Origin of the sequence: Streptococcus sp. LYSM12 (genome assembly GCF_004569635.1) — a bacterium.
Taxonomy (GTDB): domain Bacteria; phylum Bacillota; class Bacilli; order Lactobacillales; family Streptococcaceae; genus Streptococcus.
Genome location: NZ_SPOZ01000003.1, coordinates 92,187 through 111,236 on the forward strand (window position 1 = coordinate 92,187; position 19,050 = coordinate 111,236).

General features: G+C 40.9%; 14 protein-coding genes. 9 read left to right on the plus strand and 5 right to left on the minus strand.

All coding sequences use genetic code 11. The annotated features are described in order from the left end of the window. Window position 1: 1 nt before the first annotated feature. The 4 genes from E4T79_RS01575 (at window position 2) to E4T79_RS01590 (ending at window position 5,073) form a co-directional block, all read left to right on the plus strand. On the plus strand, window positions 2-1,066 hold the full coding sequence (locus tag E4T79_RS01575) for an NAD-dependent epimerase/dehydratase family protein (protein ID WP_135026973.1): 1,065 nt from the start codon (window positions 2-4) through the stop codon (window positions 1,064-1,066). Continuing rightward, a complete protein-coding gene (locus tag E4T79_RS01580) occupies window positions 1,056-2,471 on the plus strand; it encodes a hypothetical protein (protein WP_135026974.1) in 1,416 nt (471 codons plus the stop codon). The genes E4T79_RS01575 and E4T79_RS01580 overlap by 11 nt, the downstream gene beginning before the upstream one ends. A gap of 525 nt (window positions 2,472-2,996) precedes the next feature. Continuing rightward, on the plus strand, window positions 2,997-3,464 hold the full coding sequence (locus E4T79_RS01585) for an 8-oxo-dGTP diphosphatase (RefSeq protein WP_135026975.1): 468 nt from the start codon (window positions 2,997-2,999) through the stop codon (window positions 3,462-3,464). Window positions 3,465-4,257: 793 nt separating this feature from the next. Then, window positions 4,258-5,073 carry a transporter substrate-binding domain-containing protein gene (locus E4T79_RS01590; RefSeq protein WP_135026976.1) on the plus strand — a complete coding sequence of 272 codons (816 nt, stop codon included), beginning with the start codon at window positions 4,258-4,260 and terminating at the stop codon, window positions 5,071-5,073. 405 nt (window positions 5,074-5,478) lie between these two features. Here the strand turns inward: E4T79_RS01590 and glgB are convergent, their stop codons facing one another. The 5 genes from glgB to E4T79_RS01615 form a co-directional block, all read right to left on the minus strand. Continuing rightward, the gene (gene glgB / locus E4T79_RS01595; protein WP_135026977.1) at window positions 5,479-7,302 is read right to left on the minus strand and encodes a 1,4-alpha-glucan branching protein GlgB; all 1,824 of its coding nucleotides are present in this window, start codon (window positions 7,300-7,302) and stop codon (window positions 5,479-5,481) included. Window positions 7,303-8,251: 949 nt separating this feature from the next. Further along, entirely contained in the window at window positions 8,252-9,697 is a 1,446-nt protein-coding gene (gene glgA, locus E4T79_RS01600; protein WP_135026978.1) for a glycogen synthase GlgA, read from the minus strand. 8 nt (window positions 9,698-9,705) lie between these two features. After that, window positions 9,706-10,821 carry a glucose-1-phosphate adenylyltransferase subunit GlgD gene (gene glgD / locus E4T79_RS01605; RefSeq protein ID WP_135026979.1) on the minus strand — a complete coding sequence of 372 codons (1,116 nt, stop codon included), beginning with the start codon at window positions 10,819-10,821 and terminating at the stop codon, window positions 9,706-9,708. Between the two features lie 12 nt (window positions 10,822-10,833). Next, window positions 10,834-11,961 carry a glucose-1-phosphate adenylyltransferase gene (locus tag E4T79_RS01610; RefSeq protein ID WP_135026980.1) on the minus strand — a complete coding sequence of 376 codons (1,128 nt, stop codon included), beginning with the start codon at window positions 11,959-11,961 and terminating at the stop codon, window positions 10,834-10,836. Between the two features lie 147 nt (window positions 11,962-12,108). Continuing rightward, the gene (locus E4T79_RS01615; RefSeq protein ID WP_135026981.1) at window positions 12,109-13,029 is read right to left on the minus strand and encodes a LysR family transcriptional regulator; all 921 of its coding nucleotides are present in this window, start codon (window positions 13,027-13,029) and stop codon (window positions 12,109-12,111) included. A 238-nt stretch (window positions 13,030-13,267) separates the two neighbouring features. On the opposite strand from E4T79_RS01615, the gene E4T79_RS01620 reads away from it, so the two are divergent. The 5 genes from E4T79_RS01620 (at window position 13,268) to E4T79_RS01640 (ending at window position 19,042) form a co-directional block, all read left to right on the plus strand. Then, window positions 13,268-14,041: a dihydroorotate dehydrogenase electron transfer subunit gene (locus tag E4T79_RS01620; protein ID WP_135026982.1), complete on the plus strand. Its 774-nt coding sequence runs from the start codon at window positions 13,268-13,270 to the stop codon at window positions 14,039-14,041. 14 nt (window positions 14,042-14,055) lie between these two features. Then, window positions 14,056-14,997 (plus strand): dihydroorotate dehydrogenase, encoded by a 942-nt coding sequence (locus tag E4T79_RS01625; RefSeq protein ID WP_135026983.1) that lies wholly within the window; start codon window positions 14,056-14,058, stop codon window positions 14,995-14,997. Window positions 14,998-15,655: 658 nt separating this feature from the next. Beyond that, window positions 15,656-16,375 carry an orotidine-5'-phosphate decarboxylase gene (pyrF, locus tag E4T79_RS01630; RefSeq protein WP_135026984.1) on the plus strand — a complete coding sequence of 240 codons (720 nt, stop codon included), beginning with the start codon at window positions 15,656-15,658 and terminating at the stop codon, window positions 16,373-16,375. Between the two features lie 435 nt (window positions 16,376-16,810). Next, window positions 16,811-17,452, plus strand: a complete 642-nt coding sequence (pyrE, locus tag E4T79_RS01635; RefSeq protein ID WP_135026985.1) for an orotate phosphoribosyltransferase — start codon at window positions 16,811-16,813, stop codon at window positions 17,450-17,452. A 90-nt stretch (window positions 17,453-17,542) separates the two neighbouring features. After that, window positions 17,543-19,042 (plus strand): glycosyltransferase family 39 protein, encoded by a 1,500-nt coding sequence (locus tag E4T79_RS01640; protein ID WP_228063755.1) that lies wholly within the window; start codon window positions 17,543-17,545, stop codon window positions 19,040-19,042. Window positions 19,043-19,050 lie beyond the last annotated feature (8 nt).

Genomic DNA, 19,050 nt, shown 5'->3' on the forward strand with positions numbered 1-19,050 from the left:
AATGTTTGATAAGTATGTAGTAACAGAGATAGAAAACCTAGTGTCTGAAAATAAAGAGCTATTTGAGCACCTGCATATGAAGAGAATATTTGTAACAGGTGCGACGGGCTTGATTGGTTCGCAGATAGTCCTTGCTCTATTAATTGCCAATAGGAAGTACAATGTTGATATCCGCATTACAATTCTAGTTCGTTCCTTGTTGAAAGCACAAGCTGTTTTTGGAGATGACCTTGCTGAGCTTCAGGTGGTAGAAGGAGATGTGAGAGACAAGCTTCAGCTTGAAGAGTCTATTGATTACATCATCCACGGAGCAAGTGTGACGAATTCCTTGGAGTTTGTCCAAAAGCCAGTGGATACTATTTACACAGTAGTAGATGGTACCCGTAATATATTAGAAGTAGCTAAATTGCAACAGGTTAGAGGTTTTGTTTTTTTATCTTCGCTGGAAGTATATGGTTCTTTTGAGGGACAAAAAGATGTTTCGGAAGATGATTTTGGATATTTGAATCCTGCGAATGCTCGTAGTAGCTATTCAGAAGGGAAGCGTTTAGCGGAAAGTTTGTGTATATCGTATGCGACACAATACCAATTACCGATAAAAATTGCCAGATTGTGTCAAACGTTTGGACCTGGAGTGCATTATCAAGATAACCGAGTATTCGCACAATTTGCACGTTCAGTAATTGAAAAAAAAGACATAGTCCTGCATACAAGGGGAAGAACGGAGAGAAACTATTGCTCTATCAAAGATGCGATTGCAGGTATATTATACGTGTTGCTATTAGGGCAAAGTGAGGAAGTCTACAATGTGGCAAATGAAGATACCCTTATTTCGATTAAAGATATGGCGGAATTAGTCATTTCTCTTGATGAATCTTCCGCTACAAAAGTAGTATTTGATCTCCAAGATATTCAGAAGTTTGGCTATAACCCCGAGGTAAGGCTGAAATTGCTGACTGAAAAGTTAGAAAATCTGGGGTGGAAACCTACGGTTGATTTGTCGACTATGTTTACTGGGTTGATTCAGTCTATGAAATGCAGTCGAGTGAGGCAAGATGAACAATAAACTAAAAAATGTATTAGTCAATTCGGGTTATGCGATCTTTTCCAATTTATTAAGTATGTTTGTCTCAACATTGGTGATTTTAGTGTTGCCAAAGTTGATAGGAGTAGAAAGTTATGGCTACTGGCAGTTATACTTATTTTATGTGAGTTATGTCGGTTTTTTTCACTTTGGCTGGATTGATGGTATCTATTTAAAGTATGGTGGATCACATTTTGAGGATTTGGACGAAAGGAAGTTTTATTCGCAGTTTGTGATGTATATTCTTTTCCAATCTGTCATAGCTTTTTTAATCTTCATCTACGGTCTGGTTTATACTACAGATAGTGATAAACAATTTATTTTTGAACAATTAGGCATTACATTGCTCTTAACGAATGTGCGCTTTTTTATCATCTATATCCTACAAACAACCAATCGTATCAAGCAAAGCTCAGCCATTACTATCTTAGATAGATTCCTATATGCAGTTTTGTTAATAGGCTTTATCCTAGTAGATATAAATCATTATCAAATGATGATTTATGTAGATGTTCTTGCGAGATTTATGTCATTACTATATGGTCTTTATCTATGTCGCTCTATTTTGTGTAAAAATTTGTCTTATTTTAAACTAGACTATTTTGAAGTGATTGACAATATTAAGGTTGGAAGTAATCTAATGCTGTCCAACGTAGCCAGTCTGCTGATTATTGGAACGGTACGTTTAGGGATTGAAAGACAATGGGATATTGCAACTTTTGGGAAAGTATCATTGACTCTAAGTATTTCTAATCTCATGATGATTTTTATCAATGCAGTTGGTATTGTCATTTTTCCAATGTTAAAACGATTGGAGCGGGGCAAGTTATCCATTTTGTATACAAGTTTACGAAATGTATTAATGCCGTTCATGTTAGGAATTTTGCTTCTCTACTACCCACTAAAATTAGTACTAGTAAACTGGCTTCCTCACTATATGGAAAGTATAAAGTACATGGTTCTCATTTTTCCAATGGCTATTTATGAGGGTAAAATGTCTTTACTTATTAACACCTATTTAAAAGCTTTGAGGATGGAAAAATACATTCTTAGAGTGAATATACGAACAGTTTGCTTAAGTTTGGTATTGACGCTATTGACGACTGTTGTATTCAAAAATTTAGATTTAGCGATAGTGAGCATAGTGGTTCTATTAGCTTTTAGATGCATAGTAGCAGAACAAGCAGTCGCAAGAGAACTAGAGATACATGTAAAAAGCGATATCTATTTTGAAGTGCTCCTGACAATGGTATTCATTGTGGCAGGCTGGTTTTTACCACCGATGATAGCGATTATTTTATACATCGTTTGCTATGGAGTATATTTATGGATGAAAAAAGCTTCACTTCATGCTACAGTTAGGAATTTGAAACAATCGCTCTCATAAGAATTTGTTTTTAGTCTGTGTAACGGATTTTTCAAGCTTTGTTACTATACTCTTCTTATGAGAGATGTTATCTACAAAAAGGGCTCTATCATATCTTTTATAGTCATTTCGTTTATCTTTTATTCTTTCGTTAACGCGCTTTGCCGTACTCTAGTACATCCTGCAGTTCGTTGCATAGTAATTAAAAGTAAACCAAAAGACTATAGCAACTACAGATATTATAGAGCCTTTTATGATAGTACAATAGGGTATTTTTGTAAAAATATTTTCTGCTTGAAAGGGCTGGGGGAATGTTTCACAGCTTGTCCTGGAGGAGGTAAGTCATTTCGTTTATCTTTTATTCCTTCGTTAACGCGCTTTGCCGTACTCCAGTACAGCCTGCAGCTCCTTGCCTAGTACTAAAAGGAAACGAAAAGACTATACAAAGCATGAATGAAAGCCTGGGCTTTTTACTCTGGTGGAGAGGTTTCACCTGGGCAAGGAGATATTGGCAAAAAGGATGATGTATCGATGTAAGGAGGAAGCATGTCACGTAAAGAGCTGGTTACGTTAACCAATATGTGTTTAATTGAAGATAGCAAGGGAAACGTAGTAGTGCAGCGTAGGGATCCAAAGTTGTATCGTTGGTCTGGACTTGCATTCCCAGGAGGTCATGTTGAATTCGGAGAGAACTTTCATGACGCTGTGGTTCGAGAGGTTCAGGAAGAAACGGGACTGAGCATTGAATGCCCTCGGTTAGTTGGGCTCAAGCATTGGCCAGATAAAGACGGTCATCGCTATCTGGTCTTTCTTTACAAGGCAACAAGTTTTTCAGGTCAGCTTCAATCGAGTGAGGAGGGAGAAGTCTTCTGGTGTCCCAAAACAGATCTACCTCAGATGGAGCTAGCCTATGATCTCCTTGAAGTATTAAAGGTTATGGATGATCCGATACTTTCTGAATTCTTTTATACCCATAAAGGACTAAATGGAGAGTGGGATAAAAATTTTCGATAGTAGAAAAAAGGCGAATAGAATGCCCTATTCCCTTTAGTGTTTTTGCTTAAAAATAAACACATAAAATTGATAGTAGAAAACGTGTAGCTGGGACTGGAAAAGAAAGTCAAATTCAACTACACGTTGCTTTTTGTAGTGGAAGCATGGTAGAATATTGTTCTCGTTGCATAGTCAACATGCCCTCTCATTTTAAGAGCAATCTCATACCCCAACAATAGTCCTTTGTTTTTCCCTTTGTATATCTATTATCTAATAGACTTGCAGGGGAGGGACAAGGGAAATTTATTTTCCTGCTAGCCAATACTCGTCAAAAATTAGTTTCTCCGGACCTTATTTTATAGGTTTTTCGTTTGCCTTGAGTACTAGGCAAGGAACTGTAGGCTGTACTAGAGTACGGCAAAGTGAGTTAATGAAGTAAACTAAACGACTAGACTTTGCTGAATTTCAGTTCAATCTTTGGATGAGAGAAGGCTAGCTTGGTTGTCCCTGATTACCAAATTTTCACAGTTGAGAATTGTGAAGCGAACCAAATTTTGATGTTGATTGAGCATAAGATAAGAGTAAATGGAACATAGAGATAGTTTTTAGTATGAACAATGGCTGTATCTTTTTGATATTAATGAATAAAAATACATTATTTGGTTGACAAATGAATAAAAATACCATAAAATAGACTTATATTGAATAGGGGAGAAAATAAAATGAAAAAGATATGGGAAGTCCGATGATATTGTCATAATACAATGTACAGAATAGTTAAAATAGTATAGCAAGATAGAAAAGGAGAAGCAAGATGAAATGGATAAAAATAATGACGGGGATAGTAGCGATTGCAGCAGGGGTGACTTTAGCAGCATGTGGTTCCAGTAGCAAGGAGGTAGGAAAGGCACCTTTAGATAATATCAAAGAAAAAGGGACCTTGGTCGTTGCGACCAGCCCAGACTATGCACCATTTGAATTCCAGACCTTGGTTGATGGGAAAAACAAGATTGTTGGGGCTGATATTTTAATGGCAGAAAAGATTGCTGAAAAATTAGGGGTCAGATTAGAAGTATCTTCAATGAGCTTTGACAATGTCTTAAATAGTATCCAAAATGGTAGGGCTGATATTGCAATTGCAGGGCTTTCTGTATCAGAAGATCGAATGAAAGTATTTGACTTTTCAGAACCTTACTATCATGTTCAGGATATTTTATTGGTCAAAAAAGATGTTGCGAGCAACTATAGTTCACTGGAGCGTCTAGTTGATAAAAAATTAGCCGTTCAAAAAGGATCCACCCAAGAAGTCTATGCGAAAGAACATTTGAAAGATACTGATATTATTTCGCTTACTCAGGTGGGGGAAGCGATTAATGAGTTGAAATCGGGTCAGGTAGATGCTGTCTTGCTGGATTCTCCGGTGGCCTTGGGCTATGTCAGTCAAAACAAGGATCTTGCAATCGCAGAGGTGAGTTTCCCAGAAACTGATGCCAGTACAAAAGCAATTGTAATGCCAAAAGATAGTGGTAGTTTAAAAGAAGAAATCGATAAAATCGTTAAAGAATTGATTGAAACGGGCGAATATGAAAAGTATTTGAAAGAAGTTGCTAAGTTCACAGCAGTTGAATAGTAGCCATAACCACTAGTGAAGACGGGTGGCTTGTATAGTCATTTCGTTTATCTTTTATGACTTCGTTCACTCGTCTTGCTGTACTCCAGTACAGCCTGCAGCTCGTTGCCTAGTACTAAAAGTAAACTAAAAGACTATACTTGACTCATACTTGTAACAACTGGCTTAAAGCTATAGAGAAAGACCCCCAATCTATTTAGATTGGGGTCTAGCATGACTGCTCCTATAACGTTTCTGGACTTTTGATGCTCTCTATCTCATAGCACCTACCAAGCTTGCCTATTGTAAAACGGCAAGGAAACAATAGCAACGTTCTAGCTCTGTGAACAGAAACATGCTTTTGGGATAGGGCTAGTGGATGAGGTGACTATGAATAGTGAGATCCTAAAAGGTAGTCCTAGTAACCTAATTGCTACGTTTGAGATAATAGGTTGTAAGGCGTGGAATGGTGATACGGGCACCGTCTGTACCTGCAGTCAGGGTGAAATGTGCTGTCGGAATGGCATTTGAAGAAAAGACTAGCTGGTATTCAGCACCATTAGGTAGATCAAGTGACAAGCCGGAAACTTCTTGGTCGTTGAAATTGTTGACCACAAGGATTTCTTCATTGTCACTGTAACGGCAGAAAGCATAGCAATTCATTTTTTCTGAAATGGTTGCCCATTTAAAGCCTTTTTCATGGGCTTGGTAGTCATATTTCCATAAGGCATCGTGTTTACGGTAGAATGTCGTGAGAGACTTCATCATTTGAGCAAATGATTGGTGGATTGGGAAGTCGAGTAGGTTCCAGTCCATCTGGGTATACTCATGCCATTCGCGGATATGTCCCCATTCATTTCCCATAAAGAGCAGTTTTTTGCCAGGGTGGGCAAAGAAGTAGCTGTAGTAGGCACGTGCCAGGTGGAATTTATCTTCATAATCGCCATTCATCTTGTTGATAATGGAGAGTTTACCATGGACGACTTCATCGTGTGACAGCGGCAGGAGGAACTGCTCGTTCGGATTGTAGTACATACCAAAGGTGATTTCATTCGAGTGGTGTTTGCGGTGAATAGAGGGGCGCTCCATGTGTTTAAGGGTATCATTCATCCAGCCTAAATCCCATTTCATATCAAAGCCAAGCCCGCCGTCTTCAAGTGTGTGCGTTACTTTGGGATAGCTGGATGAATCTTCTGCAATCATAACCACTCCCTTAAATTCCGTATGGATTAGGGCATTGACTCGCTTAATAAAGTCAATTGCGGCATGATTGACTTTATCATCGTCTGTTTCTCCCCGCCAATAGAGGAGGTACGAGAGGGCATCGACACGAATTCCGTCAAAATGAAATTCATGGAGCCAATATTTGATATTAGAGAGGAGGAAAGAGCGGGTTATTCCTTTTCCAAGGTCAAAATTGGCAGTGCCCCATTGTTGATTTTCTCTATCCCCCTCCATTTCATACTCGTAGAGCCAGCTACCATCAAATTGGTAGAGTCCGTGGTCGTCTTTACAGAAATGAAGCGGTACCCAGTCGAGGATAACCCCGATTCCAGCCTGGTGGCATTGGTCAATGAGGTATTTCAATTCATCAGGCTTACCATAGCGGCTGGTTGGACTATAGTAGCCGGTCACTTGATAACCCCAAGAAGCATCCAGTGGGTGTTCTGTAATCGGTAATAGCTCAATATGGGTAAACTGATGCTCTTTGACATAGTCGATGAGAAGTGGAGCGAGTTCTTTATAAGAATAAAAAGTATCTGTTGCGTCTGCTCCCACTAGTTTTTGTTTCCATGAGCCTACATGTAGTTCGTAGACAGAAAAAGGTTCTTCCCTGAAATCATAGTTAACCCTGTGAAACATCCAGGTATTATCCTTGAATTTGTAGCGGGAATTGTAGGTGGTTGATGCGGTGTTAGGACGAAGCTGGCTAAAGAAAGCATAGGGATCTGCCTTATAGAGTTCCCTCCCCTCAGGGGTCACAATGAGGTACTTGTAGTTCTCGAGTGATTTTAGACCCTCTACATAGATCTGGAAGACACCTTCTTGTTCAAGCTGCATAGGGTGGGTCTTTTGCCAGCTATTAAAATCACCCACAAGAAAAACAGTCTGTGCATTAGGTGCAAAGACGCGAAACTCTGTACCAAGGATTTTATTACCTTTCTTGATAATGTGAGCCCCAAATTTTTCATAAAGACTGGTATGCTCACCAGTATGTAAGTAGTATAAATCAAGATTTGTGAACGTCATACATTCTCCTTTCACCAAGATATGAGGGCGTTTGACACGAGTTTCACTCGTTTTATTTTCTACCTTTAACAGTATAGCAAGACTGTTAAAGCGAGCAAGGCAAAAATAGGAGTTTTGACGAAGAAACTTTAGTTTCCAGAAAAAACTATCCCTAAAGGCAGCCGTATCCGTAAGCGAACCTAGTTTCGCAACGTCTTCGTTTCTTTTTTGCCCAGCTCGTAGCCCGAGTTCAATTACATCAAGCTACAAAGCCCGTCAAAAACTCAAAGCAAAAATAGAAAATCTGACGCAGAGTTACCAAACTCTAGGAAGATTTCTCTTTTTTGCACAGAGTTTAGGGCGAGTTCAATTACATCAAGCTACAAAGCCCGTAAAAAACTCAAAGCAAAAATAGGCGGCCGAACAGAAGCAGAATGCTTCGTGGTGAGCCCCTGCGAAGCTAGCTAGGTTAGTCCCAAACAGAAGAGTAGGGAATAGCCAGTAGCTACCGCTAAGCGGTCGAACAGAAGTGACTTGTAACTTCGTCTAGCTCCCCCCCAAGCAGCCTCAGCCTGCAATAGCTACAGAAAGGTTGACAAAAAATTACATGAGAGATTGCAGTCATTTTTTACTGACCTTGCTTTCTATTTTTTAAGCTCGGGTAGAAATAGTCGCTCCCCTAACTAAAGGTAAGTTGTATTTATAATCAGTTACAACTGCAATCGCTAGGGCTTTTAGGGCTTCCAGTTTGAACGCAATTCACCGATTTAAGCTGATGAAGTATGTTTTTAAGTTTTGCAGTGTATTGTAGCCGTTTCGTTTATTTTTAGTACTAGGCAACGAGTCGCAGGTAGTACTGAAGTACAGCAATACGAGTGAACGAAGGAATAAAAATATAAACGAAATGACTATAGAAAATGATGAGGTTGGGGCAGACTTACCCCAACCCTTGCATGATGAATAAATAGGATTAGTAGGTGACTTGGTTATAGAGCTCAATATAGCGCCTAGCAGATGCTGTCCAACTGACATCTGTTGTCATGGCTTGTTGAATCAACTGGTGCCAATCTTCTGGTCGGTTATAGTAGGTATCAAGAGCCAAATCGTAGACTTGCTTCATATTGTCAGCATGTTTGCCCCAGAAGCTGAAGCCCGTACCTTCTTTTGTCACCCAATTATAGGGGAGGACAGTATCTTGTAGTCCACCTGTTTCACGGACGAGCGGTAGGGTACCGTAGTGCATGGAAATCAACTGACTAATACCACATGGTTCAAACATGGACGGCATGAGAAAGAGGTCACTAGCTGCATAAATCTGGTGGGCAAGTGGCTCATTGTAACCTTGGTAGAAAGCAAATTTATCTGGATGAGCATTCTTGAAATAATGAAAGGCATTTTCGATGTCTGCCTCTCCATTTCCAAGAATGACAAATTGGACATGGGCCTGCAAGAGTTGATGGAGAACTTCAGTCAGGAGATAAAAGCCTTTCTGCCAGGTCAAACGAGACACGATTCCAATCAATATCACATGTTCATCCTGGGGCAGACCAAACTGGGCTTGGAGAGCTAATTTATTGGCTTTTTTTTCTTGAATGGTTTCAAGAGCATAATTGTGTGCTAGATAGTCATCTGTTTGGCTATTCCATGTGTCATAGTCAATTCCGTTGACAATACCGAGTAAATCATGGCGACGCAATTCTAGGACATGCTCCATGTGTTCGCCATATTCTTCGGTCAGAATTTCCTGAGCATAGTTTTCAGACACGGTGGTTACCTTATCTGCGTAGAGAATTCCTAGCTTCATGAAGCTGATACAGTTATCATGGAAACGAGCAATCCCATCAACATAGTAGCTGTAATCCATTCCCAAGGCAGACCAGAGGAATTGCTTATTGAAAATGCCTTGAAAGGCTAGATTGTGAATGGTAAAGACGTGCTTGATAGCGCGAAATTCTTCACGGTAGCTATAAAAGGTTCGACATAAGAAAGGAATAGTAGCGGTATGCCAGTCGTGACTATGAATGATGTCAGGAAAATAGTGGAGGGCTTCTAACAAGCGACAAGTCGCATGTTGGAAGAAACCAAAGCGCATGGCATCATCGTCGTAGCCGTATAAGTCTTTACGCTCAAAGTAATCACGATGTTCGATGAAGTAGAAAGTAACTCCGTCTACGACTTGTTGGTAGACATTGGCCATGGATTGAATATCGCCGGCTCGGACATCGAAGCTAGAGATATAGTCAAAATCCGCGTGATGATTGATAGCGATTTTTAAATAGAGTGGTAGAACCACTCGTACGTCCATTCCTTGCTTGACCAGTTCCTTGGGGAGGGAGCCGATAACGTCTGCCAATCCTCCTGTTTTGATAAAGGGAAGACCTTCTGAGGCGACAAATAGAACAGATTTTTGGGACATAGTTCCTCCTAAATAACTTGATAAGCTTTCAAATAGGCGGGAGCCGATGCACTGCCTTTTATATCAACTGGATGCGCAATCATGGTTGCTTTATCAATGATAGCATTTTCAATATTAGCTCCGCTCTTGATGCTTACACCGTTTAAAATAATGGAATTTTTTATGACAACTCCCTCTTCAATGACCACATCGCGGTCAATCACTGAGTTTTCTACCTGACCATTAATGGTACCGCCATTTGAAATTAAACTACGTTTGACTTCAGCAAGCGGTCCGTAGAGGCAAGGGGAGCTGTCGCTGGTCTGTGTATGGATGGGCCAGTTATTCTTAAAGAGAAGCTTGCGTGTGTCGGGGTCAATCAAATCAAGTTGTGTCTGGAAATAGGCTTCAACTGTATTGATACAGGCAACGAAATCACGATGGGCATAGCCGACAATACGGTATTGGTCTACAACATCATGAAGAATATCTTTGAGCCAGTAAAGAGCGGATACCTTGTTGGCGCGCTTGATTAGTTCAAGGAAAAGAGTACGTTTCATGAAGTAGGCTTCAAGAGAAACAGGGCGATTCTTGTATTTGCCGTGGTTTTCTTCAAATTCAATAATCCGCTTGTCTTCACCGAATTTAAGGGTTTGGCAGCCGATGAAATTTTCTTTGGCATTGGTGACATTTTTGTACAAGACGGTGATGTCGGCTCTTGTTTCCAAATGTTCATCCAATAATTTTGAAAAATCTTGGCTGTAGATGAAGTAGGATGGAGCAATCAAGACATATTCCTTATGAGAATTTTCAATATAGTGAATATTGTCTGAGAAAGCCTTAATGTCATGCTGGTAGATTGAATTTGGGTCGGTCACGCTGTTTAAGAGACGCAATTTACCACGCTTACTATTGATGTTGTAGTGTTTACCTGTTCCGACATGCTGGATGGTCGAGCGCATTTTAGCAGGCATATAGACCTGAAAATCATTGATGCCAGAATTGGACATATTAGAAAGGACAAAGTCAATCAAGCGGTAGCGTCCTAAAAATCCAAATGCTTGAATTCCACGGTGATCCATGACATCTCCAAAATGGACATTATTTCCTTCAATGTTTACGATTCCTAATGTATTTCTTAACATAGTAGTCCTTTCTTACTTGCTTACGTTTTTATCAATTAAGACAATAGAGTCAGCAGTACCTGAGAGTTTTACTCCTTCTGCAATCTTCACATTTTCTGCAACGATGACATAGTTTAATTGAACATTGTCTCCGATGACGGCTCCTGGAAGGAGGACAGAGTTTTTTACAGAAGCGCCTTGGTTGACCACTACATCGGTAGAGATAACAGAGTGGTCGACATTTCCCTCAATAATCGCTCCCTTGTCAATATACGCACTACGGACGGTCGCATTGCTACCGATGACTTGGGCTGGAGATCCAGAATCTTCTGAGTAGATTCTCCAAGATGAATCAGAGAGATCTAAATCATCAGCGTGATCAATCAAGTCCATATTAGATTCCCAAAGGCTATTGACAGTACCTACATCTTTCCAGTAGCCACGGAATGGATGAGCATAGAGGCGTTTGCCGTCTGCTAGGTATTTTGGAATAATGTCGTGTCCAAAGTCATGGGATGAGGTGTCGAGTTTGTCATCTTCAAGGAGATATTTCCGCAAGGTTTTCCAGGTGAAGATGTAGATTCCCATAGAAGCCAGATTGCTCTTTGGTTTGGCTGGTTTTTCTTCAAATTCTTCAATGCGATACTCACTATTGGTATTCATGATCCCAAAGCGAGAGGCTTCTTTCATCGGTACTTCGATAACGGCAATGGTTGCATCTGCCTCATTTTGGATATGAGTATCTAGCAATTTATCATAGTTCATCTTGTAGATGTGGTCACCGGATAAGATGAGAACATATTCTGGGTCGTGAAGGTCTACGAAGTCAATATTTTGGGTAATGGCATCAGCTGTTCCCTTATAAAGCCCGAATCCTTCGATTTTTTCACTAGGAGGAAGCACAAAGACACCAGAACCTTGCACATCCAAGCCCCAACGTTGTGATTGGGCAACATAAGAGTTGAGGAGGACAGGCTCGTACTGGGTCAAAACACCAACAATGTCAATCCCTGAGTTTGCACAGTTACTAAGCGGAAAGTCGATAATACGATATTTTCCACCGAATGCAACCGCAGGTTTTGCAACCTTTTTGGTTAACCCTTCCAAGCGAGTTCCACGTCCGCCAGCAAGAATCATTGCTACTAATTTATTTTGTACCAAAATAGATCACTCCTTATATATATGATAGAATTATTATAGCATAAATAAAAACATAATGGAAGCGTTTTCTAGAAAAATGACGGAATTATTTTCATTTTTTCCTGCGATACGCTTTCATTATGTTTAATAGCTTATATTGAACTGAGTTCAGTCGGATAAGGGAGTATCAAATTTCACTTCTTCGAGCAGATACTGGATGAATTTTTCGCCCATTTGAGAGAGGATAGTCTTCTCGTGTTGGATATAGACCAGCTCGATATCATCATCGTAATCAAGGGGGATGGAAACAATATTGTCTCCATTGAGGTTGGAGTTCAAAATTCCCGTAGCAATAGTGTAGCCATTAAGCCCGATTAGGAGGTTGAAGAGGGTTGCACGGTCAGACACAACAATAGACTTTTTGTGGTGTTCTTGCGAGAGAATTTCTTCAGCGAAGTAGAAAGAGTTGTGAATACCTTGCTCGTAGCTCAGATAAGGAAAATCAGCCACATCTTCTAAGGTAATGAGCGATTTTTGAGCCAGAGGATTGGTCTTGCTGATAAAGATATGGGGTTTGGCTTTAAAGAGATGAGTGTGGCTTAAACGATGGTCATCCAGCATCTTGAGTAGGATATCGCGGTTAAAGCTGTTGAGGAAGAGAACACCGATTTCAGAACGGAAATTCTTGACATCATCGATAATTTCCCAGGTCCGCGTTTCCCGTAAGAAGAGTTCATAATCTTCCATATCGGTTTCTTTCAGGAGGGAAACAAAGGCATTGACTACAAAGGCATAGTGCTGAGAAGACACGCTAAAGAGTTGGCGTTTGCCCCCTGGATTTTTATAACGTTCTTCTAAGAGTTCCGTTTGCTCAACCACTTGACGGGCATAGGAGAGAAATTCAAGTCCATCTCTTGTGAGGGTAATACCCTTGGGATTGCGGTAGAAAATCTCGATGCCCATTTCTTTTTCTAAGTCACGGACAGCATTAGATAGGCTAGGCTGGGTGATGAATAATTGTTTGGCGGCTTCGTTCATGCTACCGGTTTCAGCGATTTTAATGATGTAGTGTAATTGTTGGATTCTCATCGTTCTATTGTACCATGATTTGACAAAAAAAGACGAAAAATGTATAATGCACAGTAATAGAACCTTTAATTGAGTCCAGAGAGGCAAAGAAGGCGAATACAGATATAAGAGACTAGCGATTTCAGACTATGCAGCCTGTGTGATTTCACAGATGTGCTGTTAGAATTAGAATTGCAGATGGCTCATTCTTTTCGTGTAACTTTGCCTGAGGCAGGGTTATTTTTTTGTAGGAGGAAACATGATTTTAAAAGAAATGATGACCGTTGTCCGCCAAGATTGCTTAGCTCCGAATATCTTTTCATTGATTCTGAAAGGACAGATGGTGGCAGAGATGAGGCCGGGACAATTCCTGCATCTGAAAGTGCCAGACAAGTCCATGACGTTGCGCAGACCGATTTCTATTTCTGAGATAAATGTTGAAAAGAATGAGGTTCGTTTGATTTACCGTATAGAGGGTCAGGGGACAGCTATTTTTTCTAAGATGCAGGTAGGAGATCGAATCGATGTCATGGGGCCGCTCGGTAATGGCTTTCCCCTTGAGCATTTAGAGGCAGGTCAGACCATCCTTGTCATCGGTGGTGGAATCGGTGTGCCTCCTCTGGTAGAACTGGCAAAACAGGCATATATACAAGGGATTAAGGTGGTTTCTGTAATTGGCTTTGCAGACCGACATGCGGTCATCTTAGAAGAGGAATTGCAGCGTTATGGTGAGGTTTTTGTGACAACTGATAATGGTAGTTACGGTCAACAGGGCTATGTTTCTGCAGTAGTTGATGGCTTATCTGAATCCTTTGATGCAGTTTATGCCTGCGGAGCGCCTGCCATGATGGCGTATGTGGACAAGCAGTTTGAGGAGCATCCGCATGCTTACCTATCACTGGAAGCTCGCATGGCGTGCGGAATGGGTGCCTGCTATGCCTGCGTGGTTCGTCCTAAAGAGGGGCAAGAACATGAAAACAAACGTGTCTGTAAGGAGGGACCTGTCTTTGCAACAGGTAGTCTAAACTTATGAGAAAGGAGCAGGAGATGATAGAGAATCGCTTACGCATTTCCCTACCGGGGCTTGACTTGAAAAACCCTATTATTCCAGCCTCAGGTTGCTTTGGCTTTGGGCAAGAGTATGCAGAGTATTTTGATTTGAATCAACTGGGAGCGATTATGATTAAGGCGACAACCCAGTATCCACGTTTTGGTAATCCCACACCTCGAGTTGCTGAAACACCATCTGGAATGCTAAATGCTATTGGATTGCAAAATCCAGGTGTAGAAGTAGTCTTAGCTGAAAAATTGCCTTGGTTAGAAAAGCATTTTCCTGACCTACCGATTATTGCCAATGTTGCAGGCTTTTCAGATGTAGAATACGCTTATGTTGCAGGAAAAATCTCCCAGGCTAAAAATGTCAAGGCCATAGAACTCAATATTTCCTGTCCAAATGTAGATCATGGCAATCACGGTCTCTTGATTGGTCAGATTCCGGAATTGGCCTATGGGGTGGTACGAGCAGCAGTTAGGGCTTCAAGTGTTCCTGTCTATGTCAAATTGACACCGAGTGTGGCAGATATTACCTTGCTGGCCAAGGCGGCAGAAGATGCGGGAGCAAGTGGCTTAACCATGATCAATACGTTGGTAGGGATGCGGTTCAATCTGAAAAATCGCAATCCAATTATCGCAAATGGCACAGGTGGATTATCAGGTCCTGCAGTGTTTCCAGTTGCACTGAAACTGATCCGGCAGGTAGCACAGGCGACAGATCTGCCAATCATTGGTATGGGCGGAGTTGATTCAGTAGAAAGGGCGATTGAGATGATGATTGCAGGGGCTTCGGCTATTGGTGTCGGGACTGCCAATTTTACAGATCCATTTACTTGTCCAAGTATTATAGAAGACTTGCCAAAGGAACTGGATAAATATGGGATAGCAAGCTTGGAAGAGCTGCGTTGGGATATTCGTCAAAAATTGCGTCCTTAGCAATAGGGTTATCCTGATTTCGGAAATGACGATTACTACCGTTTTACATTGTCTAATAAAAGAAAATAATAGCCTATTATAGTCGTTTCGTTTATCTTTTATTACTGCGTTCACTCACTTTGCCGTACTCCAGTACAGCCTGCAGCTCCTTGCCTAGTAATAGTCATTTAGTTTTATCTTTTATTACTTCGTTCACCCGTCTTGCTGTACTCCAGTACTACCTGCGACTCGTTGCCTAGTACTAAAAATAAATGAAACGGCTATACTAAAAGCAAACTAAAAGACTGTATCGTAAAAACAGATAAGACTACACAGAGTGATTACAACAAATGATGTATTCAAACAGTTGCCTTACCAGAGCGAGCATTTATATTGAAGAAAATAAACGAAGAGGCTAGCTATAGGCTTGTATTATCGTACAGTAAGGCGATGCTGGTGAACATCTTAACAACATTGGAAAGGATTCTTAGCAGGATAATGGTTGACAATCGTCAGATAAATTAGTAGAATAAGGGTAAGAAAATTGGAATAATGGATTACCCCTTTAACTCAGTCCAGAGAGGCTAGAAAGGTGTTCATGACAAAAGTAGGGTCTTGCCCTTCTTTTCGTGCAACCTTGACTAGTTAGGCAAGGTTATTTTTGTAGAGAGGAAGAAAAATGAGAGAAGAACGACCAGTCATTGCCCTTGATTTTCCAAGTTTTGAGCAGGTGAAAGCTTTTTTAGGCCTTTTTCCCAGCGATGAACGCTTATATGTTAAGGTGGGCATGGAGTTGTACTATGCAGTAGGTCCTGAGATACTAACCTATATCAAGAACTTAGGGCATAGTATCTTTCTAGATCTGAAATTGCATGATATTCCCAATACAGTGGAGTCGGCTATGCGGGTCTTAGCAAAGTCTGGGGTAGATATGACGAATGTTCATGCTGCAGGCGGTGTTGAGATGATGAAAGCAGCCAAACATGGCTTGGGTGATGGAGCGAAGCTCATTGCTGTGACCCAGCTAACCTCAACATCTGAAGAGCAGATGAGGCAATACCAAAACATTCAAGGCAGTTTGAAAGATTCAGTATTACACTATGCTCAAAAAACGCATGAAGCTGGGCTGGATGGTGTGGTCTGCTCGGCCCAAGAAGCATCGGCTATTAAAGGAGTGACAGCTGATGACTTTATCTGCTTAACCCCAGGCATTCGCCCGCAAGGGACGGCAGTAGGAGATCAAAAGCGGGTGGTTAGCCCAGCTGATGCTTACCGACTTGGAAGTGATTATATCGTTGTGGGACGCCCCATCACACAGGCAGCAAATCCCGTAGAATCCTACCGAACTATCTATAAAGAATGGAACAATAAGATACAAAGGACGCAAAGAGCAAAGTAAAAATAAGGACGCAAAGAGCACAGTAAAAATAGGGAGCTTTGCGAAGACGTATCGTCTAGCAAAGGCTTCTCTTTTTTCCCCAGCTCTTAGTCCGTGTTCAATTACATAAGATACAAAGGACGTAAAGTGAGCACAGCAAAAATAGGAGGTTGACGCAGAGGCTATAGACTCTAGGAAACTTATACCTAAAGGTAGCCGTATCCGTAAGCGAGCATAGTTCGCAACTGCCATAGCAAAAATAGGAAATTTGACGAGTGAAAAGCTCCAGTGGAGGTTTTCAGCCTATTTCCTAGAGGTATCCGTAAGCAACTAACCTTTGCAAAAGTGTTTTTTTCCGAGCTTTTAGCCCAAGTATCAGTTAGGATATGGGGATGTTTAGAAAATGCAAAGACTAGAATGGGCAACCATCAGTATAAAACCTAAAAGGAGTAACAGATGACATTATCAAGAGAAATTGCAGCACACCTGCTCGATATTAAGGCAGTGTATTTACAGCCAGAAGCACCATTTACATGGGCATCAGGGATTAAATCACCGATTTATACGGACAATCGTATTACCCTATCTTATCCAGATACTAGGAGCTTGATTGAAGCCGGGTTCGTAGAGAAGATTAAGGAATCATTCCCAGAAGTGGAAGTTATTGCAGGAACCGCAACTGCAGGTATTCCTCATGGTGCAATTATTGCTGATCGTATGAATTTGCCTTTTGCTTATATCCGTAGCAAACCCAAAGAGCATGGGGCAGGTAATCAGGTAGAGGGTCGCATTATTAAGGGGCAAAAAATGGTCGTGATTGAAGACTTGATTTCGACCGGTGGATCAGTGCTTGATGCTGTAGCAGCTGCAAAACGTGAGGGAGCCGATGTTCTCGGTGTGGTAGCTATTTTTACCTATGAATTACCAAAGGCAACAGCTAATTTTGAGCAAGCTTCCGTCAAATTGGTAACCTTATCCAATTATAGTGAACTCATTAAAGTCGCTAAGGTTCAAGGTTATATCAATGCTGATGGCTTGACCTTATTGAAGAAATTTAAAGAAAACCAAGAGACCTGGCAGGATTCATCCAGCTTATGAGGAAAGAGAGGGGATAGCAGATAATCAAGTATTTCCCCTCTTTTTTTGTAGCAATAGAAATCTGATGCCTAAAGTGGTATAATAAATAGCATGTATCATCTATTTTTTAATTGTCTTCAGAAATTGATGTGGTTGATAACACTTTTTTGGCTAGTCGTTGTTGTCCAGGAATTATGGAGTTTTCCAAGCCTATTTCTTTATGGTCTTGCCCTCTTGGTTCTCTTGGTGATGTGGAAAAAAAACGCCGTCCATAGACTCTACTGTTATGCAATGGCACACAAGAGATACTTGCTAGGCTTAGCCCTTGTCTTTCAGGTGCTTGTCATTTTATCAGCCAACTTGTTGGTTAGACGGGATGCAGCAGTTGTGATTACAGGAGCATTAAGGCTACTGGATGGACAGTCGATTTCCAACTATCTGACGCGCAATCCGAATAATCTCCCTATGTTCTTGTATGCTAGAGCGCTCTACCATTTATTTGGCTTTGAGGCTCTGTGGGTCCTACAAGTATTGGGAGTGTTCTATATAAACGGGACTGCTTATATTCTTTATCGAACTGGTCGTGATTTTTTTAGCCAGCGGGTGGCAGATAGTCTCTTTACCCTTTATTTGTTACTACTTGGTTTTTCACCTTATGTCATTCAAACCTATACAGATATCACATCGCTTCCTTTTCTGGCGGGTCAGTTGTATCTGATGGTTGCCCTGTTAAAAGAAGAGCGCAACGCCACTCAACGTTTGTGTGCGCTCGGTTTGTTGACTGCGATCGCAAGTATTTTCCGTCCTACTGCGCTGGTCATTGTGATTGCTTTTACCATGCTTCTTTTTCTAAAAGAGGGATGGCAGCGATTCGTCCATTATATGGCGATATTGGTCTGTAGTTTTGGTTTTATCTTTGCAGGTCTGACTTATGTCATTCGTCACCAGCAAGAAGTCAAGATTATCCACGACGAGACATTGGCAAAGGGCTTAACGACTTTTATCAATCTTGGTTTGACCTATTCAGGAACGGATCAAGAAGACATGAAAGCGGGTCTCCTCAACTATATAGATTCTGAAAAACGGAGCGATTACAATAATGGCATGTTTGCGAAAGAAAATGAAATCAAAGAGATTAAGCGCCGACTCAGGAATTATACGGCTGTGACATTTGTACAACACCTCAAGTACAAGCTTGCTATGACGTTATATGATGGTTCTCTCAACTGGATTTATCGAAAACCGGAGAATGAGAAAACGCCCCTCGTATCTCCGTTATATAAGTATACAAAAGAAAATAGGGTTGCAGAAGCGATACGGCAATCAATTATTGAATATGAGGGGGATTATTATCAGTACTATCAAGTAGTTAAACAGTTTATATGGTTGGTGGCAGTACTTGGTTTAGTGATAGCTGTGTGGCGCTATCGTCCAGACGATACAATCAATTTTTTAAGTCTAGCGATTTTTGGTGGTCTTTTGTTTCTCATGATTTTTGAAGGTGGAAAAACTCGTTATTTACTGCAATTTTTCCCGCAAATCTTATTGCTGTCTAGCCTTGGCTTGACAAGGTTATGTGATAAGGAAGGAACAAAAGAAGTAGAACTGTGAAAGGGGAG